The organism is Dactylosporangium sp. NPDC049742 (assembly GCF_040674675.1).
Classification (GTDB): Bacteria; Actinomycetota; Actinomycetes; order Mycobacteriales; family Micromonosporaceae; genus Dactylosporangium; species Dactylosporangium maewongense.
In genome coordinates, this window is sequence record NZ_JBFANF010000019.1 from 15,398 (window position 1) to 41,671 (window position 26,274).

General features: G+C 76.3%; 9 protein-coding genes. 4 read left to right on the forward strand and 5 right to left on the reverse strand.

What is annotated here, in order from left to right; translation table 11 throughout:
- Positions 1-40 precede the first annotated feature (40 nt).
- Genes AB0J72_RS23515 through AB0J72_RS23530 form a run of 4 tightly spaced genes read left to right on the forward strand, consistent with a single transcriptional unit; the run spans position 41 to position 18,882 of the window.
- On the forward strand, positions 41-8,071 hold the full coding sequence (locus AB0J72_RS23515; RefSeq protein WP_363402000.1) for an amino acid adenylation domain-containing protein: 8,031 nt from the start codon (positions 41-43) through the stop codon (positions 8,069-8,071).
- Positions 8,064-8,819: an alpha/beta fold hydrolase gene (locus tag AB0J72_RS23520; protein ID WP_363402002.1), complete on the forward strand. Its 756-nt coding sequence runs from the start codon at positions 8,064-8,066 to the stop codon at positions 8,817-8,819. Before AB0J72_RS23515 ends, AB0J72_RS23520 begins: the two co-directional genes overlap by 8 nt.
- A gap of 39 nt (positions 8,820-8,858) precedes the next feature.
- Positions 8,859-9,068, forward strand: coding sequence for an MbtH family NRPS accessory protein (locus AB0J72_RS23525; RefSeq protein ID WP_344506573.1), 210 nt, complete (start codon positions 8,859-8,861; stop codon positions 9,066-9,068).
- 43 nt (positions 9,069-9,111) lie between these two features.
- Entirely contained in the window at positions 9,112-18,882 is a 9,771-nt protein-coding gene (locus tag AB0J72_RS23530; RefSeq protein WP_363402005.1) for a type I polyketide synthase, read from the forward strand.
- Positions 18,883-18,957: 75 nt separating this feature from the next.
- On the opposite strand, the gene AB0J72_RS23535 is transcribed toward AB0J72_RS23530, so the two are convergent.
- From AB0J72_RS23535 to AB0J72_RS23555, 5 genes are all read right to left on the reverse strand, one after another.
- Positions 18,958-19,725: a LuxR C-terminal-related transcriptional regulator gene (locus AB0J72_RS23535; RefSeq protein ID WP_344506688.1), complete on the reverse strand. Its 768-nt coding sequence runs from the start codon at positions 19,723-19,725 to the stop codon at positions 18,958-18,960.
- Between the two features lie 470 nt (positions 19,726-20,195).
- Positions 20,196-23,414, reverse strand: coding sequence for a LuxR C-terminal-related transcriptional regulator (locus AB0J72_RS23540; RefSeq protein WP_363402007.1), 3,219 nt, complete (start codon positions 23,412-23,414; stop codon positions 20,196-20,198).
- The gene (locus AB0J72_RS23545) at positions 23,408-25,882 is read right to left on the reverse strand and encodes a LuxR C-terminal-related transcriptional regulator (protein WP_363402009.1); all 2,475 of its coding nucleotides are present in this window, start codon (positions 25,880-25,882) and stop codon (positions 23,408-23,410) included. Before AB0J72_RS23545 ends, AB0J72_RS23540 begins: the two co-directional genes overlap by 7 nt.
- Positions 25,879-26,022 (reverse strand): hypothetical protein, encoded by a 144-nt coding sequence (locus AB0J72_RS23550; protein WP_363402011.1) that lies wholly within the window; start codon positions 26,020-26,022, stop codon positions 25,879-25,881. Before AB0J72_RS23550 ends, AB0J72_RS23545 begins: the two co-directional genes overlap by 4 nt.
- Positions 26,019-26,174 carry a hypothetical protein gene (locus AB0J72_RS23555; RefSeq protein WP_363402013.1) on the reverse strand — a complete coding sequence of 52 codons (156 nt, stop codon included), beginning with the start codon at positions 26,172-26,174 and terminating at the stop codon, positions 26,019-26,021. The genes AB0J72_RS23550 and AB0J72_RS23555 overlap by 4 nt, the downstream gene beginning before the upstream one ends.
- Positions 26,175-26,274 lie beyond the last annotated feature (100 nt).

A 26,274-nucleotide genomic window follows, 5' to 3' on the forward strand; every position in this document is an offset into this window, starting at 1 on the left:
GCCTACGGTCAGTCGCGGGCACCATCGAGACGGGGGACCTGTGCGGCCGACGGATGACGGGACGTTACGGACCGAGCTGGAAGCATCGGTCGAGCGGCTGCTGGACGTGCACGCGCGCGTCATGGCCCACGTGTACGCGCTGATCAGCGAGGCACCGGCCGAAGCGCCATTCGAAGCGCCATTCGAAGCACCATTCGAAGCACCGTTCGAGGCGGCATTCGAGGCGCCGGTCGCGGCACCAGCCGAAGCGCCGGCCGTACAGCAGCCGCCGCCGCAACACGAGGCGCCTTACCCCCTGTCGTCGACGCAGCGGGAGATCTGGTTCCTCGACCAGCTCGGCGACGCCTCCTCGCAGGCCTACAACGAGACCGTGCTGCTGGACCTCGCCGGGCCGCTCGACCCCGACACGCTGCGTCGCGCGCTGGAAACGGTGGTGGCGCGGCACGACAGCCTCCGCACCGTGTTCGCCGCGGACGGGTCCTGGCAGCGGGTGCTCCCGCCCGCGCCGGTGGAGCTGCCCGTCGTGGACGCCGGCACCGGGCGCGCCGAGTGGCTCGACGGCCGGGTCCAGGAGACGTTCGACCTGACCCGGGGGCCGCTGCTGCGCGCCGCGCTGCTGCGTCTCGCGCCCGAGCACCATCAGCTGCACCTGCTCGTCCACCACAGCGTCGTGGACGGATGGTCGTTCGTGGTCGTCATCGACGAGCTGCTGCGCCTGTACGAGCAGCTGCGCACCGGCGTCTCCGCGGGACTGGTGCCCGCCCCGGCCTACCGCGACCACGTCGCGCGCCAGGCGGCCCGCCGCGACGGCCCGGCCGGGCAGGCGGCGGCGTCGTACTGGACCGAACGGTTCCGCGGGCCGCGGCCCGTGCTGCAGCTGCCGCTGGACCGGCCCCGGCCCGCCCGCGGCGCCGGCCGCGCGGCCCGCATCGACCTGCCCCTGGACCCGGCCGTCGCCGGCCTCGCCGCGACCCGGGCCCGCGAGCTGCACACCACTCTGTTCACGGTGCTGTTCGCCGCGTACGCGCACCTGCTGCACCGGCTCACCGGCGACGACGACATCGTCGTGGGCATCCCGGTGGCGCACCGCGACCACCCCGGCGCGGACGTGCTCGTCGGGCACTGCAACACGGTGCTGCCGGTCCGGCTGGTCCGCGACGGCGCCGCCACGTTCGCCGAGCAGGTGCGGGCCGTGCAGCAGGCGCTCGTCGGCGCCTACGACCACCCCGACTTCAGCATCGAGCTGCTCCGCGGCGAGGGCGCCGACCCCGCGCCGCTGCTGCGGACGTTCTTCAACCTCGACCGGGCCCGGGTCATGCCGCACCCGACCGGGCTGCACGCCTCCGTCGTGACCCCGCCCGCGGCCGTGGCGAAGGTCGACCTGTTCGTCGACATGCTCGTCGTCGAGCGCGACCTCACCGTCGTCTTCGAGTACGACACCGCCCTGTTCGACGCGGTGACCGTGCGGGGCTTCGCGGCCATGTACGAGCACGTGCTGCGCGGCCTGACCGCCCGCCCCGGCGACCGCGTCGACACCCTGGAGCTGACCCCGCCGGGGCAGCGCCGGGAGCTGCTCGCCGCCGGTCGCGGCCCGATGACGGCGCCGGTCGCGGCCCGCAACGTCCTGGAGCTGATCGAGCGGCAGGCGGCGGCGAACCCGGACGCGACCGCGGTCGTGCACGGCGCCGAGCGACTGTCCTATGTAGACCTCGATGCCCGCGCCGGGGCCCTCGCCGGGCGGCTGCGCCGCGAGGGCGTCGGGGCCGAGGACCGTGTCGGCGTGCTCCTGCCCCGCAGCACCGACCTGGTCGTCGCGGTCCTCGGCGTGTGGAAGGCCGGGGCGGCGTTCGTCGCCCTCGACCCGGACCAGCCCGCCGCCCGCCGCGCCGCCGTCGCCGCCGACGCCGGGGTCCGCGTCGCGGTCACCACCGCCGCCCTGGCCGCACAGTTCGACGGCACCAGCGTCCACGTCGACGACCTCACCGTGGACGGCGCCGCTGAGAAGCTCCGGCGGCCGGAGGGCGCGCTCGCGTATGTCGTCTACACGTCCGGGTCGACCGGCCGGCCCAAGGGCGTCATGGTCGCCGACGACGCGCTGCTCGCCGTGCAGCGCGGCTGGGACCAGGCGTACCGGCTGCCGGGCCGCGTCACGTCGGTGCTGCAGATGGCGAACTTCGGCTTCGACGTCTTCGTCGGCGACCTCACCCGCGCCCTGTGCAACGGCGCCCGGCTCGTGCTGTGCCCGCGCGACCTGCTGCTGCAGCCCGAGCCGCTGCTGGAGCTGCTGCGGCGGGAGGCGGTCGACTGCGCCGAGTTCGTGCCGCTGGTCGCCCGCCGCCTCGCCGAGCACGCCGCCGCGACCGGCGCGCGCCTGCCCGAACTGCGGCTGCTCATCGTCGGCTCCGACCTGGTGCACGCCGACGACCTCGTCAGGATGCGGGCGCTGCTCGGCCCGGGCGGGGAGGTCGTCAACTCGTACGGCCTGACCGAGGCCACGATCGACAGCACCTACCTCGTGCACGACCAGGCGGCGGACGGCGGCGCGCTGTGCCTCATCGGCGGGCCGTACCCCAACGCCGAGGCGTACGTGCTCGACGTCGAGCTGCGGCCCGTCCCCGTCGGCGTGCCCGGCATGCTGTACGTCGGCGGCGGCCTCGCCCGCGGCTACGCCGGCCGCCCGGACCTGACCGCGGCGGCATTCGTCCCGCACCCGTTCCCGTCGGCGCCGGGCGCGCGGCTGTACCGCACCGGCGACCTGGCCCGCTACCGCCGCCGCGGCGACGGCCTCACCATCGAGTACCTCGGCCGCCGCGACCACCAGGTGAAGATCCGCGGCTACCGCATCGAGCTCGGCGAGGTGGAGGCGGCGCTGCGCGCGGTCACCGGCGCCACCGAGGTCGTCGTCCTGCCGTACCGGGGCGAGACCGACGGCGACGACCGGCTCATCGCCCACGTCGCCACCGGCGACCCGGATGCCGGCAGACAGCTCGCCGACTGGCACGAGCAGCTCGGCGGGCGGCTGCCGCGCTACATGGTCCCCGACGGCTACGTGCTGCACGACGCGCTGCCGGCCAGCCGCAACGGCAAGGTCGACCGGGCCGCGCTGCTGGCCCGCGGCACCGACGGCGTCCAGGTCGCCCGGCGCGAGTACGTCGCCCCCCGCACCGACCTGGAGCAGCGGCTCGCCGGCGTGTGGTCCGACGTGTTCGGCCGCGAGCGGATCGGCGTCGAGGACGACTTCTTCGCCCTCGGCGGGCACTCGCTGCTGGCGACGCGGCTGGTCAGCCGGGTCCGCACCGCGCTGGGCCTGGAGCTGACGATCCGGGCGCTGTTCGAGACGCCGACGATCGCCGGCTTGGCCCGCGGCATCGGCGCGGCCCTCGGCGCCGCGCTTGACGCCGGCCGCGGCCGGGTGGTCGCCGGGGTCAGGCCCGCGCTGACCGCCGCGGCCATCCGCCCGCCGGCCGTGCCGCTGTCGCCGGCGCAGCAGCGGCTGTGGTTCCTGCACGAGTTCGAGGGGCCCGCCGCGACGTACAACATCCCCCTCGCGCTGCGGCTCACCGGCCCCCTGGACCGCGACGCGCTGCGGGCCGCGTTCCACGACGTCGTCGCCCGGCACGAGACGCTGCGCACGACGGTGCGCACCGTCGACGGCACCGCCGTGCAACAGGTCGCGCCCGCCGCCGCGGTACGCGTCCCGTTCCTGACCTCGTCGGTCCACCCCGCCGACCTGCCGGCCGCGGTCGCCGCCGCCGCGGACGGGCCGTTCGACCTCACCGCCGAGCTGCCGCTGCGGGTGCACCTGTTCGCGCTCGGCGCCGGCGAGCACGTCGTCGTCGCGGTGCTGCACCACATCGCCGCCGACGCGTGGTCGATGGCGCCGCTGGCCCGCGACCTCACCGCCGCCTACGCCGCCCGCCGCGACGGCGAAGCGCCACGGTGGGCGCCGCTGCCGGTCCAGTACGCCGACTACACCCTCTGGCAGCAGCGGCTGCTCGGCGCCGAGACCGACCCCGACAGCGTCCTGAGCCGGCAGGTCGCGCACTGGCGGGCCGTCCTGGCCGGTGCGCCCGCCGCCTTGGACATCCCGGGCAACGGCAACACCACCGACGCGTCGAGTGCGGGCGCGGGCGTGGGCTTCGCCGTCGACGCCGCGCTGCACGCCGGCCTGGCCCGGCTGGCCCGGGACGCGCGGGGCAGTGTCTTCATGGTCGTGCAGGCGGCCCTCGCCGCGCTGCTCACCCGGCTCGGCGCCGGCACCGACATCCCGATCGGCAGCCCCGTCGCCGGCCGCCTCGACGAGGCGCTCGACGACCTCGTCGGCTTCTTCGTCAACACCCTCGTCCTGCGCACCGACACCTCCGGCGACCCGACGTTCCGGGAGCTGCTGGACCGGGTCCGCGACACCGACCTCGCCGCGTTCGCCCACCAGGACGTGCCGTTCGAGCACCTCGTCCTCGCCCTGAACCCGCCCCGCGTCGACGACCGGCACCCGTTCTTCCAGGTGATGCTCGTCGCCGACGGCACCGAGCAGGTGCACGCCGAGCTGCCAGGCCTGCGGGTCACCGAGGAGCCCCTGGCGGCGGCTACCGCGAAGTTCGACCTGGTCCTGGTGCTGCGCGAGCGGCACGGCCCCGGCGGGCGCTGCGACGGCATCCGGGCCGACCTGCGCTACCGCACCGACCGCTTCGACCACGCCGACGCCACCCGGCTCACCACCCGCCTGCTGCGGGTCCTGGCCGCGGCCGCCGCCGACCCGGACACGCGCTGCGCCGACCTGGACGTCATGGACGACGCCGAACGAGACCTGGTGCTGCACCGCTGGACCGGCGCGACTTCGCCCTCGTCGGCGGCGCCCGCGCTCGTCGAGGCGCAGGTCCGGCAAACCCCGGACGCGCCGGCGCCCGCGACGCTGCCCGCGCTCGTCGAGGCGCAGGTCCGGCGGACCCCGGACGCCGTGGCGCTGGACGGTGCCGAGGGCACGGTCACCTACGCCGAGCTGGACGCCCGGGCCGGTGCGCTCGCGGCCAGGCTGCGCGCGGCCGGCGCGGGCCGGGACGGGCGGGTCGCCCTGGCGCTGCCCCGCGGCGCCGGTCTCGTCGCCGCCGCGCTCGCCGCCGGCAAGGCCGGGGCCGCGTTCGTGCCCGTCGACCTCGACGCCCCGGCGGCCCGCATCGCGCGGCTGCTGGAAGACGCCCGCCCCGCCGTCGTGGTCACCGACGCGGCGCACCGCGACCTGCTGCCGGACGTGCCGGTCCTGCTCATCGACGGCGTCGACGGCGTCGACGGCACCGACGACCCGCCCGCGCCCGCGGCCCTCATGGAGGCCCTCGCGGAGGCGCTGCCCGGCGACGAGGCGTACGTGCTGTACACCTCCGGCTCCACCGGCCGCCCGAAGGGCGTCGTCGTGCCGCACGCGGCCGTCGTCAACACCCTGCGCTGGTACGTCGACGCCGCCCCGGTCACGCCGTCGGACAGGGTGCTGTTCAAGACCCCGCTCACCTTCGACCCGGCGCTGCTGGAGCTCTTCGGCACCCTCGCCGCCGGCGCCACCATCGTCCTCGCCGATCCGGACGGGCACCGCGACCCCGACTACCTCGTCCGCGCGATCGAAGAGTTCGCGGTGACGTCGGCGAAGTTCGTGCCGACCACGCTGCGGCAGTTCCTCGACGTCGTCGGCGCCGGCAGGTGTACGACCTTGCGCCGCGTCCTCTGCGGCGGCGAGGCGCTCTCCGCGGAGCTCGCCGGCAGGTGCCTGGACCTGCTCGACGTCGAGCTGCTCAACCTGTACGGGCCGACGGAGACGGCGATCGAGGCCACCGCCTGGCGGACCCGCCGCGGTGAGCTGCCGCGGCACGTCCCGATCGGCCGCCCGATCCGCGGCGCCCGCGCCTACGTCCTCGACGAGCGGCTCCGCCCGGTCCCGCCGGGCGCGACCGGCGAGCTGTACCTCGGCGGTGCCGGGCTCGCCCACGGCTACCTGGACCGGCCCGGCCTGACCGCCGCCGCGTTCGTCCCCGACCCGTTCGGCCCGCCCGGCGGGCGGCTGTACCGCACCGGCGACCTCGTCCGCTGGACCGGCGACGGCGAGCTGCTGTTCGTGCGCCGCGCCGACGCCCAGGTGAAGCTGCGCGGCGTGCGGATCGAGCCCGGCGAGGTCGCCGCGGCGCTGCGGGAGCTGCCCGGCGTCCTCGACGCGACCGTCCTCGTGCGGCCGGTCGACGGCGAACCCGCGCTCGTCGGCTACGTCGCCCACGGCGCCGCCCCGGCACCCCAGGCCACCGGGCTGCTCAAGCGGCTGCGGGCGGTCCTGCCGGCGGTCATGGTGCCGGCCTTCCTCGTCCTCATGCCCGCGCTGCCGGAGCTGACCAGCGGCAAGACCGACGAGCGGGCCCTCGCCGACCTGCCGGTGCGGCCCGTCGCCGCGACCTACGTGGCGCCGCGCACCGCCGCCGAGGCCGCGATGCTGCGGGTCTGGGAGGAGGTCCTGGACCGGCCCGGGATCGGCGTCGACGACGACTTCTTCGCCCTCGGCGGCCACTCGATGCTGGCCACCCGCCTGGTCGCCCGCCTCCGCGCCGACCTCGGCGTGGAGGTGCCGGTCCGGGCGGTGTTCGAGGCGCCGACCCCGGCCGGGATCGCCGCCCTCGTCGACGGCGCGACCGGCAGCACCCGCCCGCCGCTGGTGCCGGCGCCGCGCCCCGACGCCGTGCCGCTGTCCTTCGCCCAGCAGCGGCTGTGGTTCCTGTACCGGCTGACCGGCCCCAGCGCCACCTACAACGTGCCGCTGACGATCCACCTGACCGGGGCCCTCGACACCGCGGCGCTCGCCGGGGCGCTGCGCGACGTCGTCGCCCGGCACGAGAGCCTGCGGACCACGGTCGTCGAGATCGACGGCGTCGCCGCCCAGCGGATCGTGCCGGCGGCGGACGCCGGCGTCGAGCTGACCGTCGTCGACGGCGCCCGCGACCTCGACGACGCCCTCGCCACCACCTTCCGCCTGGAGCAGGACCTGCCGCTGCGCGCGTGGCTGCTGCCGGCCGCCCCCGGCGAGCACGTGCTGCGCCTGGTGCTGCACCACATCGCCTGCGACGGCTGGTCGATGGTGCCGCTCGCCACCGACCTCGCCCGCGCCTACGCCGCCAGGGTCGCCGGCGACCCGGTCCGGTGGGAGCCGCTGCCGGCCCAGTACGCCGACTACACGCTGTGGCAGCAGCGGCTGCTCGGCAACCCGCGCGACACCCGCAGCCTGCTGTCCCGGCAGACCGCGTACTGGCGGCGGGCCCTGGCGAAGGCCCCGGCGGAGCTGGCGCTGCCGTTCGACCGGCCCCGCCCCGCCGTCCCGACGTCCGCCGGCCGCGGGGTCCGCTTCACCGTCCCCGCCGAGGTCCACGACGGCATGGCGGCGCTCGCCCGCGGTCACCGGGCCAGCGTCTTCATGGTCGCCCAGGCGGCCCTCGCGGCGCTGCTCACCGGCGCCGGCGCCGGCACCGACATCCCGCTCGGCACGCCCGCCGCCGGGCGGACCGACCCGGCCCTCGACGATCTCGTCGGCATCTTCGTCAACACCGTCGTGCTGCGCACCGACACGTCCGGCGACCCGTCGTTCACCGACCTGCTGGCCCGGGTCCGCGACGCCGACCTCGACGCCTACGCCCACCAGGACGTGCCCTTCGACCACCTGGTGCGGGCGCTGAACCCGGCCAGGTCCGGCGCCCGGCACCCGCTGTTCCAGGTGATGATCGTCGCCGACGACACCGGCCGCGGCACGCTGGAGCTGCCGGACCTGCGGATGCGGATCGAGCCGGCCCCGTCGACGACGGCGAAGTTCGACCTCAACCTGATGCTGCGCGAGCGGCTCGGCCCCGGCGGCGCCTGCCTCGGCGTCGACGGGCTGCTCGAATACAGCGTCGACCTGTTCGACGACGCGACCGTCGCCCGGCTCGCCGAGCGGTACACGGCGCTGCTCGCCGAGGTCGTCGCCGACCCGGGCACCCGCTGCTGCCGCCCCTTCGATGTCCGCAACGCCTCAGCTCCAGCTCCAGCGAAGACGGTGACCGCCGGTGAGTGACCTCATGCCCAACCCCTGGCTGCCGAACCGGCGGCGGGCGAGCGACACCGTGCTGCGGGTGTTCTGCTTCCCGCACGCCGGTGGCGCCGCCTCCGCGTTCCGGACGTGGCGGCAGCACCTGCCGTACGGCCTCGAGGTGTGCCCGGTCCAGCTGCCCGGCCGCGAGTCCCGCTTCGGCGAGCCGCTGCCGACCGGCGTCGTCGACCTCGTCCCGGACCTCGCCGAGGCGCTGCTGCCCGCCCTGGACGTGCCGTTCGCGCTGCTGGGCAACAGCATGGGCGCGCTCGTCGCCTACGAGCTGGCCCGGCACCTGCGCCGCGACCACCTGCCGTCGCCGACCCGGCTGGTGGTGGCCGGGGCGAAACCGCCGGGCGGCGCCGCCCGCATGCCGGCGCTCAGCCACCTGCCGGACCTCGAGTTCGGCCGGGCGATGCAGGCCCGGCACGGCGGCATCCCCGCCGAGGTGCTCGACGACCCGCAGATCGCCGAGATCTACCTGCCGGTGCTGCGGGCCGACATGGCGATGGTCGAAGGGTACGTCCCCGAACCCGGCCCGCCGCTCACCTGCCCCGTCAGCGCGTACGTCGGCGCCGGCGACACCGTCAGCAGCGCGGAGGACGTCGACGGCTGGGCCGCGGTGACCACCGGCCGGTTCGACCGCCGGATCCTGCCCGGGGACCACTTCGCCGTCCTCGGCCACGCGGAGCTGGTCCTCGGCCGGCTCGCCGACGAGCTCGCCCTGCGCTGACTTTCCTGTTGCAACACTCGCCTTCGAAGGGACAGTGACATGACCGACGACGAGACCCGCCGCTACACCGTGGTGGTCAACGACGAGGAGCAGTACTCGATCTGGGCCGAGGGCCGCGACATCCCCGCCGGCTGGAAGGACGCCGGATTCACCGGCGCCAGGGACGAGTGCCTCGCCCACGTCAACGAGGTCTGGACCGACATGCGTCCGCTGAGCCTGCGCCGCGCGATGGAACACCAGAGCGCCTGAGCGCTCCTCCACCAGACCCCCTCTTGCGAAGGCGGTGCCGCTCATGGCGCTCGACGACCAGCCGTCCCTGCTCGCCCGGCTGCTCGCCGTGGGCGACGCCGACCGGGACCGGATACTTCTCGACGTGGTCCGGTCGGCGGTCGTGGCCGCCACCGGCAAGCCCGGGCCGGTGGACGCCGGCCTCGCGTTCCGCCAGCTCGGCGTGTACCGGGCGATCGGCACCCAGCTGCGGGAGGAGCTGGCCGCCGCGACCGGCGTCCGCATCCCGGCGACCCTGCTGTTCGACTACCCGACCCCGGCCGCCGTCGCCGGTTTCCTGCGCGATTCGCTGCTGGGCCCGACCGTCGAGGAACAGGTGACGGTCGCGCGGGCCGCCTCCGACGGCGCCGACGACCCGGTCGTGATCGTCGGCATGAGCTGCCGGTACGCCGGCGGCGTCGACACACCCGAAGCCCTCTGGCGGCTCGTCGCGGCCGGCTCCGACGCCGTGGGCACGTTCCCCACCGACCGTGGCTGGCGGACCGACCTCTACGACCCGGACCCCGACGCGGTCGGGAAGTGCTGCACCCGGCACGGCTCGTTCCTGCACGGCGCCGCCGAGTTCGACCCCGCGTTCTTCGGCATCAGCCCCCGCGAGGCCCTCGGCATGGACCCGCAGCAGAGGATGCTGCTCGAGGTCGCCTGGGAGGCCCTCGAATCGGCGCGCATCGACCCGCTGTCGGTGGCCGGCCGGCCCGGCGGCGTCTACGTCGGCGTGCCCTACACCCACTACGGCCCGGCGCTGCACCGCCCCGCCGACGGCATGCACGGCTACCTGCTGACCGGCAGCCTCACCAGCGTCGCGTCCGGCCGGGTCGCCTACACCCTCGGGCTGGAGGGGCAGGCCGTCACCGTCGACACCGCCTGCTCGTCGTCGCTGGTCGCGCTGCACCTGGCGACGCGGGCGCTGCGCGGCGGCGAGTGCGAGCTCGCGCTCGTCGGCGGGGTCACCGTGATGTCGACGCCGGGCGTGCTGATGGAGTTCAGCCGCAAGCGCGGCCTCTCGCCCGACGGGCGCTGCAAGGCGTTCTCCGACGACGCCGACGGCACCGGCTGGGGTGAGGGCGCCGGCATGCTCGTGCTGGAGCGGCTGTCCACCGCCCGGGCCCGCGGCCACCGGGTCCTCGCCGTCGTGCGCGGCTCCGCGCTCAACCAGGACGGCGCGTCCAACGGCCTCACCGCCCCGAACGGCCCGTCGCAGCAGCGGGTCATCCGCGCCGCGCTCGCCGACGCGGGGCTGTCACCGTCCGATGTGGACGCGGTGGAGGCGCACGGCACCGGCACCGCCCTCGGCGACCCGATCGAGGCGCAGGCGATCCTCGCCACCTACGGCCGGGACCGCGGCGACGGCGACCCGCTGTGGCTGGGCTCACTGAAGTCGAACGTCGGGCACACCCAGGCGGCCGCCGGCGTCGGCGGCGTCATCAAGATGGTCCTCGCCATGCACCACGGCGTGCTGCCGAAGACCCTGCACGTGTCGGCCCCCTCCACCCATGTCGACTGGTCCGAGGGCCGGGTCGAGCTGCTGCGCGACGCGGTCGCGTGGCCGGAGACCGGCCGCCCGCGCCGCGCCGCCGTGTCGTCGTTCGGGGTCTCCGGCACCAACGCGCACGTGATCCTGGAGGCGCCGCAGGACGCCGACGACCCCGCCGAGCCCACGTCGGGGCCGGTGCCGATCGTGGTGTCCGGGCGCGGGGACGCGGCGCTGCGGGCCCAGGCCGGCCGCCTCGCCGGGTTCCTCGACGCCGACCCCGGGCCCGACCTCGGCGCCGTCGGCTGGTCCCTCGCCAGCACCCGCGCCGCCCTGCCGCACCGGGCGGTCGTCGTCGGCGCCGACCGCGACGACGTCCGCGAGCAGCTGCTGCGGATCGCCGGCGGCGCCGTGCCCGGCGCGGTCGCCCGCCCCGGCGGCAAGGTCGCGTTCGTGTTCCCCGGCCAGGGCTCGCAGTGGGCCGGCATGGCCGTGCGGCTCCTCGACACCGACCCGGGCTTCGCGGCGTCGATCGCCCGGTGCGAGGCGGCGTTCGCGCCGTTCGTGGACTGGTCGCTGACCGCCGTCCTGCGCGGCGAACCGGACGCGGCGCCGCTGAGCCGGGTCGACGTGGTCCAGCCGGTGCTGTTCGCGGTGATGGTGTCCCTCGCCGGGATGTGGCGGGCGGCCGGTGTCGAACCCGACGTCGTCGTCGGGCACTCGCAGGGCGAGATCGCCGCCGCGTACGTCGCCGGGATCCTCTCGCTCGACGACGCCGCCCGCGTCGTGGTGCTGCGCAGCCAGGCGCTGTCCGCCCTGGCAGGGAAGGGCGGCATGCTGTCGGTGGCGCTGCCCGCCGCCGACGCCGCCCAGCGGATCGGGCCGTGGGCCGGCCGGCTCGGTGTCGCCGCCGTCAACGGCACCACCTCCGCGGTGGTGTCCGGGGAGCCCGACGCGCTCGACGAGTTCACCGCGGTGTGTGATGCGGCGGGTGTACGGACGCGGCGCGTCGACGTCGACTACGCCTCGCACGGTGTGCAGGTGGAGGCGATCCGGGACCGGCTGCTGGAGCTGCTCGCCCCCGTCGCCCCGGGGCCTGCCACCGTTCCTTTGCGTTCAACTGTCGGCGCCGACCTCGACGGTGTCGCCGTCGGCGGCGCGGACTACTGGTACCGCAACCTGCGGCACACCGTCCGCGCCGACCTCGACGGTGTCGCCGTCGGCGGCGCGGACTACTGGTACCGCAACCTGCGGCACACCGTCGAGTTCGCCGCCGCCGTCCGTGACCTGGCCGACGCGGGCGTGACCACGTTCGTCGAGGTCAGCGCCCACCCGGTGCTCACCGTCGGGATCCAGGAGACCCTCGAAGGCCACACCGGGGACGCGTTCGTCACCGGGACCCTGCGCCGCGACGACGGCGGCCGGGACAGGTTCCTCGCGTCGCTCGGCGCCGCCTGGGCGCACGGCGCGACCGTCGACTGGACCGGCGTCTTCGGCCCCGGCCGGCGGACCGTCGCCCTGCCCACGTACGCGTTCCAGCGGCAGCGGTACTGGCTCGACGCGCCCCTGCTGGAGGACGCGGCGGCCGGGCCGGCCGGGACCGTCGACGCCGAGTTCTGGGAAGCCGTCGAGCGTTCGGACGCGGCCGAGCTGGCCGGGGTCCTCGCCACCGACGCCGGCACGGTCGGCGCCGTGCTGCCCGCGCTGCGCACCTGGCACGAGCGGCGGGCCGTGCGCGGCCTGGTCGACGGCTGGCGGTACAAGATCCGCTGGGAGGCGCTGCCCGAGCCGTCCGCGGTCACCCTCACCGGCACATGGCTGGTGGTGCACCCCGAGGCGGAGCCGGCCGCCCCGGTCGAGGCCGCGCTGACCGCCCACGGCGCGACCGTGCGCACCCTCGCCGCCGGCCTCGCGAACCTCCCCGACGCGCTGCGCGACGCACTGGCGGAGCCCGTCGACGGGGTGCTGTCGCTGCTCGGTACCGACGAATCGACGCCCGCCGGGAACCTGCTGCTCCTGCAGGCCCTCGCCGGCCTCGGCACCGCCGCGCCGCTGTGGTGCGCGACCCGTGGCGCGGTGGCCGTGGACGGCGAGCGGCTCGCCGCACCCGCGCAGGCGCAGACGTGGGGCCTCGGCCGGGTCGCGGCCCTGGAGTTCCCGCGTAGCTGGGGCGGCCTCGTCGACCTGCCGACGGCGCTGGACGCCCGTGCGGGGGCCAGGCTGTGCGCGGTGCTCGCCGGGCTCGACGGGCTCGGCGGCGAGGACCAGGTCGCGGTGCGCGCCACCGGCGTCTTCGGGCGGCGCCTGGCACACGCCGGCACCGGCACCACCGCACCCGCCCGCGCGTGGCGGCCGTCCGGGACCGTCCTCGTCACCGGCGGCACCGGCGCCCTCGGCGGGCACGTGGCCCGGTGGCTCGCCGCCGGCGGCGCCCGCCGGCTCGTGCTCACCAGCCGCCGCGGCGCCGAAGCACCCGGCGCGGCCGACCTCGTCGCCGAGCTCGCCGCCGCGGGCACCGAGGCGAGGGTCGTCGCGTGCGACGTCGCCGACCGGGACGCCGTCGCCGCGCTCGTCGCCGACTGCGCCGGGCGGGGCGAGCCGATCACCACCGTCATGCACACCGCCGGCGTCGCCGACCTGGCCGCGCTGCCGGACCTGACCGCCGAAGGGATGGCGTCGGTCGCCGCCGGGAAGGTCGCCGGGGCGCTGCACCTCGACGCCCTGCTGGACCGGGCCGCCCTCGACGCCGTCGTCTACTTCTCCTCGATCGCGGCGGTCTGGGGCGTCGGCGACCACGGCGCGTACGCGGCCGCGAACGCCCACCTCGACGCCCTCGCCGAGCAGCAGCGCGCCGACGGCGTCGCCGCGCACTCGATCGCGTGGGGCCCGTGGGCCGGCGGCGGCATGATCGCCGACTCCCTCGCCGACACGCTGCGCCGCCGCGGCGTGCCGCTGATCGACCCCGAGCCGGCGATGCACGCCCTGCAGCAGGTCCTCGACCACGACGACACCACCGTCGCCGTCGCCGACGTCGACTGGGAGCGCTTCGCCGCTGTCTTCGGCAGCGCCCGGCCCAGCCCGCTCATCGGCGCGCTGCCGGAGATCCGCCGCCTGGCGGACGCGGCCCCGTCACCGGCCGCGACGGGCGGCGGTGGCACGCTCGCCCGCGACCTCGCCGGGGCGGGCGGCGCCGAGCGGGACCGGGTCCTGCTCGACCTGGTCCGCGGGCAGGTCGCCCGGGTGCTCGGGCACGCGTCCGCGGCCACCGTCGAGAGCTCCCGGGCGTTCATGGAGCTCGGCTTCGACTCCCTGTCGGCCGTGGAGCTGCGCAACGCGCTCAACGCCGCGACCGGGCTGCGGCTGCCGGCGACCGCCGTGTTCGACCATCCCACGCCCGCGCACCTGGCCCGGTTCCTGCGCGCGTCGCTGTTCGGCGAGGCCCAGGACGCGCCGGCCGCCGCGCCGGTCCCGGCCGCCGACCGCGACGACCCGGTCGTCATCGTCGGCATCGGCTGCCGGTACCCGGGCGGCGTGCGGAGCCCGGAGGACCTGTGGCGGGTCGTCGCCGGCGAGGTCGACGCCGTCGGGGCGATGCCGACCGACCGCGGCTGGGACCTCGCCGCCCTCTACGATCCCGATCCCGACCGGGCCGGCACCACGTACGTGCGGGACGGCGGCTTCCTCTACGACGCCGCCGACTTCGACCCCGAGGCGTTCGGGATCAGCCCGCGCGAGGCGGTCGCCATGGACCCGCAGCAGCGGCTGCTGCTCGAGGTCGCCTGGGACGCCACCGAACACGCGCGGATCGCCCCGACGTCGCTGCGCGACAGCCGGACCGGTGTCTTCGTCGGGATGGCCGATCAGGCGTACGGCTCCCGGCTGCAGGCCGGCGCTTCGGGTCCTTCGGGTCTTGAGGGGTACCTCGTCACCGGCGGCGCGTCGAGCGTCGCGTCGGGCCGGATCAGCTACGTGCTGGGGCTGGAGGGCCCGGCGGTCACCGTCGACACCGCGTGCTCGTCGTCGCTGGTCGCCCTGCACCTGGCGGTGGAGTCGCTGCGCCGCGGCGAATGCGACCTGGCCCTCGCCGGCGCCGCGATGGTGATGTCGACGCCGGCCCAGTTCGTCGGCTTCAGCCGCCAGCGCGGCCTCGCCCGCGACGGGCGATGCAAGGCGTTCGGGGCCGGCGCCGACGGGTTCGGCCTCGCCGAGGGCGCCGGCATGGTGGTGCTGGAGCGGCTGTCCGACGCCCGGGCGAACGGCCACCGGGTCCTCGCCGTCGTGCGCGGGACCGCGGTGAACCAGGACGGCGCCTCCAACGGCCTCACCGCCCCCAACGGGCCGTCGCAGCAGCGGGTGATCCGCACCGCCCTGGCCGCCGCGGGCCTCGCCGCGACCGACGTCGACGCGGTCGAGGGCCACGGCACCGGCACCCTGCTCGGCGACCCGATCGAGGCGCAGGCGCTGCTGGCCACGTACGGCGCCGGGCGCGACCCGGCGGACCCGCTGTGGCTCGGCTCGCTGAAGTCCAACGTCGGGCACACGCAGACCGCGGCCGGCATCGGCGGCGTGATCAAGATGGTGCTGGCGATGGAGCACGGCCTGCTGCCCAGGACCCTGCACGCCGACGAGCCGTCGCCGCACGTCGACTGGTCGTCCGGCACCGTACGACTGCTGGACCGGGCCCGCCCGTGGCCGGCGGGCGGGCGGCCGCGCCGCGCCGGGGTGTCGTCGTTCGGCATCAGCGGCACCAACGCCCACGTGATCGTGGAGGAGCCGCCGCCCGCCGACGACTCGCCTGCTCTTCCGGAGGCACCCAGCGCTGGGCTGGTGCCGATCGTGGTCTCGGCGCACGGCGCGAAGGCGCTCGCCGCGCAGGCGGACCGGCTGCTGGGGCCGATCGGCGGGGCGCACCACGGTACCGACGCCGCCAACGCCGATGCTGTGGAACTGGCCGACGTCGGCTGGTCGCTGCTGACCACGCGGGCCGCGCTGCCGCACCGCGCCGTCGTCCTCGGCTCGGACCGTGCCGAGGTGGCGGGCGGGCTCGCCGCGCTCGCGGGCGGTGCCGACACGGTTGTGCAGGGCGTCGCCGACGTCGACGGGCGGGTCGTGTTCGTCTTCCCCGGCCAGGGCGCCCAGTGGGCCGGCATGGGCGCCGCGCTGCTGGACGCCGCGCCGGTGTTCGCCGAGTCGGTGCGGGCGTGCGAGGAGGCCCTGGCGCCGTTCGTCGACTGGTCGCTGACCGCGGTCCTGCGGGGCGAGGACGGCGCGCCCGGCCTGGACCGGGTCGACGTCGTGCAGCCCGCGTCATGGGCGGTGATGGTGTCCCTGGCCGCGTTGTGGCGCTCGTACGGCGTCCGCCCTGACGCCGTCGTCGGGCACTCGCAGGGCGAGATCGCCGCGGCCTGCGTCGCCGGGATGCTCAGCCTGCCCGACGCCGCCCGGGTCGTCGCCGAGCGCAGCAAGGCGATCGTCGCGCTCGCAGGCGGGGGAGCGATGGCGTCGGTCGCGCTGCCCGTCGCCGCCGTGCGGGACCGCATCGCCGCCTGCCCGGGCCGCCTGAGTGTCGCCGTCGTGAACGGGCCCACGGCGGTCGTGGTCGCCGGGGACGTCGACGCCGTGCACCGGTTCGTGGCCGACTGTGCCGCCGACGGGGTGCGGGCGAGGCTCGTCGAGGTCGACTACGCGTCGCACTCCGAGCAGGTCGAGTCGATCGAGGCGGTGCTGCGGGAGGCGCTCGCGCCGGTCCGTGGGGTGCCCGGCTCGGTGCCGATGCTGTCGACCGCGACGGGGGAGTGGCTCGCGGGTCCGCAGCTGGACGCCGGCTACTGGTACCGCAACCTGCGCGAGACGGTCCGCTTCGCCGACAGCGTGCAGCGGCTCGTCGAGGACGGTTACCGGGTGTTCGTGGAGTGCAGTCCGCACCCGGTGCTGACCGTGCCGATCCAGGAGATCGCCGACGCGGCCACCGACAGCGCCTACGTGGTGGCCGGTTCGCTGCGCCGCGGCGACGGCGGGCCGGACCGCTTCGCGCGCTCCGTCGCGGAGCTGTTCGTGCGGGGCTGCGCGGTGGACTTCACGCCGCTGATCGGCACCGGCCGCACGGTCGTGGACCTGCCGACGTACGCGTTCCAGCGGCGCCGGTTCTGGCTCGACGCGCCGCCCGCCGGCACCGCCGTGGGCGCTCCCGCCGACGACCGGTTCTGGGACGCGGTCCGGCGCGGCGACGTGACCGGGCTGGCCGGCGCGACGTCGGCCGACCCGGCGGCGCTCGCCGCGGTCCTGCCGGCGCTGCGGACCTGGCACGACGAGTCCCGGGTGCGGGCCGCCGTCGACGAGCTGCGCTACGCGGTGCGGTGGGACGTGCTCGCCGCGCCGGCGGAGGCCCGGCTCGCCGGGCGCTGGCTGGTCGTGGCCGCCGGCGACGAGTCGGCCGGGGGCGCGCTCGACGGTCCGGCGGACGTGGTGCTGGCCGCGATCGCCGCCCACGGTGCCCAGGCTCAGCTGCTGCGGCTGCCGGCGGGGGAGGCGGACCGGGACAGGATCGCCGAGCGGCTCAGTACCGTGGCGGACGGCCCGGTCGACGGGGTGCTGTCGCTGCTGGCCTGGGACGAGACGCCGCACCGCACGGTGCCGGAGCTGCCCTCCGGGCTGGCCGGCAACGTCGGGCTCGTGCAGGCGCTGCACGACGCCGGCGTCGGCGCGAGGCTGTGGTGCGCGACCGGCGGGGCGGTCTCCGTCGGTGCCGGCGACGTGCTGCACCGCCCGGCTCAGGCGCACGTGTGGGGCATGGGCATCGTCGCCGGGCTCGACGACCCGGACGGCTGGGGCGGCCTCGTCGACCTGCCGTCCACGGTGGACGCCGCCGCGGCCGCGCGGCTGTGCGCCGTGCTGGCCGGGGTCGGCGACGAGGACCAGGTCGCGATCCGCCCCGGCGGCATCTTCGGCCGCCGGCTCGTCCGGGCCCCGCTCGCCGCCGACGGCCCGCGCCGCCCGTGGCGTCCACGTGGGACGGTGCTCGTCACCGGCGGCACCGGGGCGCTCGGCGGGCACGTGGCCCGCTGGCTCGCCGGCGCCGGCGCGACCCGACTGGTGCTGACCAGCCGGCGCGGGATGGCGGCGCCCGGCGCCGCGGACCTCGTCGCGGAGCTCGCCGCCCTCGGCGCCGAGGCGACCGTGGTGGCCTGCGACGTCGGCGACCGCGAGGCGGTGCGCCGGCTGCTGGCGGACCTGCCGGCGGGCGCGCCGCTCACCGCGGTGGTGCACGCGGCCGGGGTGCCCGGCGACGAGCGGCCCCTGACCGGCACCAGCATTGAGGACATGGCCGCGGTGCTGCGCGGCAAGGCCGCCGGCGCGATGCACCTCGACGCGCTGCTGGCCGCCGTGCCGCTCGACGCGTTCGTCGTGTTCTCCTCCGGCGCCGGCGTCTGGGGCAACCTGGGCCAGGCGGCGTACGCGGCGGGCAACGCCTACCTCGAGGCGCTCGCCCGGCACCGGCGGCACCGCGGCCAGGCCGCGACCTGCGTCGCGTGGGGCGCCTGGGCGGCGGGCGGCATGGTCGACGCGAGCGAGTCCGCCCGGCTCGCCGGGCACGGGATCCTCGGCATGGACCCGCGGCACGCGGTCGCGGCGCTGCGGGACGCGGTCGAGCACGGCGAGGCCGCGGTGGTCGTGGCCCGGGTCGACTGGCCCCGGTTCGCCGACCTGTACTCGATGGCCAGGCACCGCCCGCTGCTGGACGAGCTGGGAATCGCCGGGTCATCGGCTTCCTTGGCCGCGGCCGGGGACGAGCCCGGGTCGCAGCGGCCCGAGCCGGCGCGGCGGCTGCTCGGCCTGACCGCCGACGAGCGGCAGCGGGAGCTGGTGCACCTGGTCCGCAGCCACGCCGCCGGCACCTTGGGCCACGCGACCCCGGACGCGGTCGCCGCGTCGCGGCCGTTCCGCGAGCTCGGCTTCGACTCGCTGACCGCCGTCGACCTGCGCAACAAGCTCACCGCCGTGACGGGGCTGCGGCTGCCGGTGACGGTGGTGTTCGACCACCCGACGCCGGCCGCGCTCGCCCGGCACCTCGACGCGGCGCTCGTCCCGGACACCGGCGACGGCCCGCTGGCGGCGCTGGACGCGCTCGCGGCGGCGCTGCCCGGCGGTGACGTCGACCCGGAGACCCGGCGGCAGGTCGCGGACCGGCTGCGGAGTCTGCTGCGCCGCTGGGACGACGGGGCGGCCGAGGCGGCGGACGGCCTGGACGAGGCCGACGACGAGGAGATGTTCGACCTGATCGACCGGGAGCTCGGCCTGACCTGACGGGCGGCGGGTAAACAGAACGGTGGCCGGGACATCGTCCCGGCCACCGTTCGTCTGACTGGTGGTGCGCCCCGCTCAGCGGCGCACGTACTCGTTGAGCACCTTGGGCGGCCACGAGCCGACGCCGAAGAGGCCCATGGAGTAGGCCTTCGACACCAGTGCCGCCCGGTTCGGCACCTTGAACTGCCGCAGCATGTTGCTGACGTGGTACTCGATACCCTGACGGCTCAGATACAGCTTTGCGGCCAGTTGTACGGTAGGGACACCGGTGGCCACTCCCTCGAGAATCTTGGCATTGATTTCTGTCAAGATCTTGTTGGGGCTGATGAGCACCCGCCGATCGTCCTCCCCCTTGTCGGGAGCGACCAGCACGACGATTGTCTTCAGCTGCCCGGCGTCGCCCTGCACCGCCATTCCGGTGAGTGATCCGGTGAAGGCGGTGCGGGTCGCCCAAATGGCGGCGAGATGCTCGACGAATCGTCCGCTGCGACCGGTGAGAAGCCGGTCGAACTGTCGGCGCATGTGCTGCCGCACACTCGGGTGCAGCAGCTCGGAGAAGTCGAATCCGTGCAGGTCGAAGCGCGGCTGGCCGCAGTGCTCCAGTAATGCTGCGTTTGTCTGCTGGATGCGCAGTTGTGGATTGAGGACGGCGAGGCCGACCCCGGTCCGTTCGACAATGGACAGAAACAGCTCGCCGTATTCGCTCGCGCCGACGAGCGCCGGATGGGGCTGCGGAAATGGACAGCACTGTTCCGACGATGTTTCACTCCTGTTTTGCCTGCGGAGCGGGTCGGTCCGAGTTGCGTCTTGAACGTCTGCCTTCAAGTTACCGACCAGAAGCATCGACACGTCTCCCAAATGCTCCAAATTTGAACTCGCATCGGGAGCCTTGCACGGCTTTCCGCGAGCGTCAACGCGAGCAAATCGGGCAGCAAAGACTGTGGTAGGCGTGCGCCTAGTTCGGTGTGGTGGACCGTAGTCGGCGGCGCGGCGTGGCCGGACGGGGACGCAGGGTGGCCAAGGTTTCCGTATGGGTGCCGGCGGTGGTCCATCCATGCAGGTCAACGTATGTCCGGACGGCCGGCGGACCGGCCCCGGAGCCGGATCAGGGCACCGAGCGCAACGGAATCCTGACCGAAGTCCGGTTCGGGCCGAGTTGTGACCGTCGGGTAGGTCGTACTGGCGGACATCGATCTTGCGAAAAATTTGAGCATTGACTTGAGAGTTCACGGCCGCGGAGATGTATCGATGAATGCTTTGAGTGGTGTGACTATTACCCGCGGTGATCTTCCGTTGTTTGGAGACGAACGAGGCTATTCGATGGGTGGATCGGACAATTTACCCGCTACCCGGTTGAGAACCGCCTTTAGTGCGGATCTATTGGTGACCCCCAGTTTTCGGTAGCAGTTGGTCAGGTGCTTCTCCACAGCCCGCTGGGAGATGCCGAGCCGCGTGGCGATGGCGTGGTTCGTCAGCCCGGCCGTGACCAGGTCCGTGACCGTCCGCTCGGCCGGGGTGAACGAGCTGATCCCGGGCACCAGCTGCTCGTGGTGCGCCTCGAGGGCCGTCGTGGCCGGCTCCATCAGCCAGGAGAGCCCGGCCGCGACCGCCAGCTGCCCACCGCGGCGCAGATCCTCGCCGGCACCCCTGCGCCCCGACGCGAGCAGCCGGGTGCCCCGGGCCAGCAGCGCGCGGGCCAGCTCCAGCTCGTTGGCGGAGTGCTCCAGCACGTCCACGGCGTCGTCGAGCAGGCGCAATGACTGCCGGCCCTGGCTGAGCTCACCCCAGACCCGCAGCGTGCGGCCGGTCGCCGCCGGCGCACCCCAGGCGGCCACCAGCCGGTGCTCCTCCGCGATGCACTCGACCGCCTCCTCGGCCCGCCCGAGCCGGTCCAGCAGCGGCGCGATCATCGTGCCGGTCGGGAAGAGCGCCCGGTTGCGCCAGCCGTGGGCGGCGAGCTGCTGCTGGCACTCGGTCAACGCGACGAGCGCGGCCTGCGGTTCGCTGTTGTACAGCGTCGCGCCGTACAGCAGGTTGCGCACCATCGGCAGCATGCCCGTCTCGGCGGTCGCCCGCTCCGGACGCCACAGCGCCGCGGTCCGCTGCCGCAGCCGGTCGTCCGGCACCGCGGCGGCGACCGCGAAGAGCATCGCGGCGCCGACCGAGTCGTCACCGAGACCCTCCGGCAGCACGGTGAGCGCGTTCGCGGCGCTGGCCGCCGCCGCGCCGGGCTGCCCGGTGTGCAGCTGCTGAAACGCCAGCTGGGCGTGGACCTGCGCCGCGACCCGGCGGCACGGCGCGGCGTCGGAGACCCGGCTCGCCTCCGCCAGCCACGGCCGCAGCGCCGGCACCCGCTCGACGGCGACGGCACAGGCGACGAGGAGCGGCGCGATCGAGGCGAGCGTGTCGTGGTCGACCGGCAAGGCCTCGAACAGCAGCTGGGCGAGCGGCGCCAGCTCCTGCGCGGACAGCTCCGCCGACATGGTCGCGCAGAACAGCAGCACCGCCGCGAGCTCCCGCTCGGCCGGGGTGCGCGGCCGCATCATCCCGTCGCGCAGCCGGACCGTCGCGGCGGCCAGCACGGCCGGGTCCTGCCAGCCCGCCAACCACCGCCGCGCCTCCAGCCGCTGCGCCAGCGCCTCGACACCCGCCACCCGCGCCGGCGCGTCACCGGCGGTCGCGGGCCTTTTTTGTTGCTGCAGGTGGCTGGTGTACTGCGGGGGTCCGGCGGACTGTGCGGACTCCGCCGGCTCCCTGGGCCTCGGGGGTGCTGCGGGCGCTCCAGGTGCTGCGGGCGCCGCCGGCGCTGCGGGCGGCGGGGAGGCGGCGGATTCGGGGGCGAGGTGCCGCAGGACGCCGTCGATGGCCTCGCCGGCGGCCTCCGCGCCGGACAGCAGCGCCATCGGGGGGATGCGGGCCAGCGCGACGGCGCGGGCGTCGTCACCGGGCAGCGCAGGCAGGGCCTGCAGCACGCGGCGCACCAGCGTCGACGGGTTGCCGCACCGTTCGGCGAGGGCGAGCTCGACGAGGATCCCGGCCCGTTCGGCACTGTCCGGCGGCAGCCCGCGCAGCGCCAGCCGCAGGTACCGCACCGCGCTGGCCACGTCGTGGCGGGCGAGGGCGGCCGTCGCGGCGTCGGACAGCACGCCCGCCGCGTACGGCTGCAGCACCACGGCCTGCTCCAGGTGCGCCGCGATGCGCTCGGCGGGGGCACCGGCCCGGTACAGCGCCTCCGCCGCCTGCACGTGACCGACCGCGAACGACTCCGGGCAGATCGTGGTGCCCACGACGTGCCGCACGACCGCGTCCAGCAACGGCTGCGGCTCGGCCGACCCGTGCAGCCCCATGTCGCGCAGCGCCCGGGCGGCGATGCGCGCGTCGATGTCGTCCAGCCCGGCGAGCCGCCCGACGAGACCGGGCTCCGCGTCGGCGCCGAGCAGCACGCCGTGCAGCAGGAACGCGCGCTGCGCCGCGGGCAGCGCGGTGACCGCGGCGGCGACCCGCCGGCGCAGTGGCTCGTACTCGCGCCCGGTGACGTCCGGCGACTCGCTGCCGGCTGTTGGCGTCGACCCGGCTGACGGCGCCCACCCGGCTGACGGTGCCGCCCCGGCTGACGGTGTCCACCCTGCCGGTGGCGTCGACCCTGCAGGTGGCGTTCGCCCGGTTGGCGGCGTCCATCCGGTCGGTGGTGCCCAGCTGCCGGGGTCCGCCGCCATTGCGCGCACGAGCAGCGGGTTGCCGCCGGTGAGCCGGTGGCAGCGGGCCGCCGCGGCGCGGTCCGCCCCGACGTTGGCAGCGCCGGCCGCCCCGACGTTGGCAGCGCCGGCCGCGCCGATAGGGCCAGCGGCGCCGGTATTGCCGGCCGCGCTGGTTGGTCTAGCCGCGCTGTTTGCACCGGCCGCGCCGTTAGCGCCAGCCGCGCTGTTAGCGCCCGCGGCGCCGTTAGGGCCAGCAGCGCCGTTAGGGCCAGCAGCGCCGTTAGCGCCAGCAGCGCCGGCCGCGCCGTTAGCGGCGGACGCGTCGGCCATGCTGGTCAGGAGCCGCTCGACGCCGGCCGGGGACAGCCGGGCCGGTCGAAGCGTCCGGTCGGCGCGGGCCAGCGCGGCGCGGACCCCGGGCCGGTCGCCGGCCGCGTCGCCGTCCAGGACCGCGAGCACCGCCAGCACCGCTACGCCACTCGCACGGCCGGCCTGCCGGTCGAGCCGGGTGAGCCAGGCCAGGCTCGCGTCGTCGGCCCATTGCAGGTCGTCGATGGTGACCAGGAGCGTGCCGGTGCGTGCCGCGGCCGACGCGCGGATCTCCCGCCACAGCCGCGCCGCCAGGCTGCGCGGCAGGTCCTGCTCGGCGCGGTTCGCCGCGGCCGCGACCACCGGGATCCCGCCGCCGGCGGCGAGGTCTGCCGTCCGTTGCAGCAGCGCCGACCTGCCCGCACCCAGGCCGCCCGCGACGGCGAGGACACCGCCCTGCCCGCCGCGGAGCCGGGTCAGCGCCGCGCGGCAGAGCTCGAGATCTTGATCCCGCTCGATCAGCACACCGGAGAGTGTTCCCCAGCCGCGCCACTCAGTACATCGAAAAGTTGCGCTCTATTGGTGATTCCCAACCTCCGGTACGCGTTGCTCAGGTGCAGCTCGACCGTGCGCTTGGTGATGTCCAGGATCTCGGCGATGGCGGCGTTCGGCAGCCCGTTCGCGGCCAGCTCGGCGACCCTCAGCTGGGCCGCCGACAACGTCCCCGGTCCGCCGCCCGTCTCGGCCGGAGACCGTCCGGCGTCGTGCCGCGCGGCGCTCTTCCTGGCCGGAGCCGGTCCCTTGCCGCCGGCCCGGACGCTCCAGCCGTTGCCGGTTCCGATGCGGCCCGCGGCGCGCAGGGCGGCGCCGGCCGCCGGGGAGCTGCGCCGCCGCGCCGCCGCCCGCTCCAGCGTCAGCAGCGTCTCGGCCGACCAGCTGCCGCGCATCGCGGCCCACAGCGCCACCACCGCCCGATCGGCCCGGGTCGTCGCGTCGGCGTGCAGCAGCGACGCCCGCAGCTCGGTGAGCGCGACCGCGCCCGCCGCTCCCCACCGCTCCGCGGCCAGGCGCTCCGCCCGGAGCAGCGCCGCCGCCTCGGCGTCGCGGCCGCGGCCGTGCTCCAGCATCGCGGCCTGGGAGCGCCACGGCAGCAGGGCCGGGTTGCGGTACCCGGCGGCCAGGCACCTGCGGCCGCACTCGTGCAGCATCCCCACGGCCGCGTCGACCTGACCGTCGGCGGCCTCCGCCAACGCCCGGGCGTAGAGCAGCTGCGCCCAGGCGATGCCGCGCTCGCAGCCCGGCGGCAGCGGCGCGTCGAGCACCGCGCGGAGCTTCCGCCGCCGGCCGGTGGCCAGCAGCTGCATGAGCTGCAGCGCCCGCAGCCGGGGCAGGGTGCCGGCGTGCCAGGACTGTTCCGGCAGGCACTGACGCAGGTCGTGCAGGTCACGTTCGGCGTCGTCGAGGCGGCCCGTGCGCAGCCACAGCTCGGCCCGGGCGGCGAGCGGCCAGGCGGCGGAGCCCGCCCCCCGGGTCGCCTCGACGAGCCCGTTCAGCCGGTGCTCGGCCGTGGCGAAGTCCTCGGTGAGGGTCAGCGTGCGGGCCGCCGCCACCTGTACAGCGGCCGGCACCACGACCCCTGCCGCCGGGTCGAGCGCGGCGAGTGCGTGCCGGCGGGCCCGGTCCAGGTCCTCGCCCGCCACCGCCTCCCGCCACGCCATGACGCCGTGCCCGGCCGGGTCGGCGAGGTCAGTGGTGGCGTCGCCCGGCGCCGGCACCCGGTCGCAGGTCAGCTCCGGAGGGGTGCCGGCCCGGTCGGCCGCCAGCCAGTACAACGCCGCCAGCGCCGCCCGTTCCGCGGCGGGCCCTTCGGCGGTGCCAGTCCGCGGTTGCGGCGGCGGTGCCGTGGCGGTCCCGGCATCGGCGCCGGTCCGCTGTGGTGGTGTCGCGGTGGGACCGGCGGTTGTGGCGGGACCGGCGGCGGTGCCGGTCCGAGACGGCGGCGCTGCGGCGGGACCGGTGGCAGAGCCGGTCCGCGGTTGCGGTGCCGTGGCGGGGCCGGCGGCGGTGCCGATCCCCGGTGGCGGTGGTGCCGCGGTGGGATCGGCGGCGGTGCCGGTCTGCGGTGGCGGTGTCGCGGGCGCGTGATGGTAGGCGGCGGCCAGCTCGCGCCGCGCGGCCTCGTCGTCGCCGCGGACCAGGAGCCGGTCGGCGGCCGCGATCCGGGCCGCGGCCGCGCTGTCGGGCGCCGTCCTCAGCACCGTGCGGAACGTACGGTCGGCGGCCTCCGGCGCGCAGCTCAGCTGCACATCGCCGAGCGCCAGGAGGGTGGCCAGCCGCGCCTCGTCGCCGATCGGCTCGCACAGGGCACGGCTGTACAGCGCCGCCGCCGCCTCCCAACGGCGTTCCGCGCGGGCGGACGCGGCGGCAGCCAGCAGCGCGTCCAGCGCCCAGCCCGGCCAGCCCGGCCCGGTCGCGGACAGCAGCCGGCCCACGAGCACCGGCGGCAGGCCCTTGTCGTGGGCCGCCTCGGCGGTGTGCCGGCGCAGCGCCGCCCGTTCGGTGCCGTCCATCGCGGCGAGCACCACCTCGGCGACGAGCGGATCGGCGGGGTCGAGCCCAGGACAGCCGGGCAGCCCGTGCGTGAGCCGGGCCGCGAGGCGCTCCGGCACGCCCGGCCCGAGCAGCGCCCGCACCCGCAGCCAGCGCAGTTGCGGGCCGGGCAGATCCGCCAGCCGCTCGGCGACCCGGTCCCGCCGCACCTCCCGGCACGCGGCGTTGAGCGTGTCGAGGTCCGGGTGCGGCCCGCAGCGGCGCACCGCGGCCAGCAGCACCGCCGGGTCCCCGGCCGCCGCGGCAGCCATCAGCACCGCCGGGTCCCCGGCCGCGGCGGCAGCCAGGAGCGCCTCGGTGTGCGCGTCAACGCCCCGGCCCGCAGCGGCAAGCGCGGATCGCCACCGCGTGGCGGTGCTCGCGGTGCGGGCCGGCGCGGTCACGATCCACCCCCGTCGTCGGTGATCTGCACTGCGGGGTCGCGGGCTGCGGCGGCAGGAAGTGCCTCGATGTGCGTGTCGACGCCCGCAGCGGCGAGCGCGGAGCGTAACCGGGTGGCCGCAGTGCGGGTCGGCGTGGTCATGACGCGCTCCCGTCAGCGGCGATCAGCGCCGCAAGGTTCCCAGAGGCGGCGGCGAGGCGGGCCTCGGTGTGTGCGGCGACGCCCCGGCCTGCGGCGGCAAGCGCGGATCGCCAGCGGGTGGCGGTGGTCGCGGTGCGGGCGGGTGCGGTCACGATGGGCTCCCGTCGGCGGCCACCAGCAGTGCGGGGTCGCCGGTCGCGGCGGCGGCCAGGAGCGCCTTGGTGTGAGCGGCGGCGCCCCGGCCTGCGGCAG

What these genes read in the sequence shown, in the direction of transcription:
- AB0J72_RS23535 (WP_344506688.1), bottom strand. Translation starts at nt 19,725, where the DNA reads ATGCTTCTGGTCGGTAACTTGAAGGCAGACGTTCAAGACGCAACTCGG.
- AB0J72_RS23530 (WP_363402005.1), top strand. Translation starts at nt 9,112, where the DNA reads ATGGCGCTCGACGACCAGCCGTCCCTGCTCGCCCGGCTGCTCGCCGTG.
- AB0J72_RS23525 (WP_344506573.1), top strand. Translation starts at nt 8,859, where the DNA reads ATGACCGACGACGAGACCCGCCGCTACACCGTGGTGGTCAACGACGAG.
- AB0J72_RS23550 (WP_363402011.1), bottom strand. Translation starts at nt 26,022, where the DNA reads ATGACCACGCCGACCCGCACTGCGGCCACCCGGTTACGCTCCGCGCTC.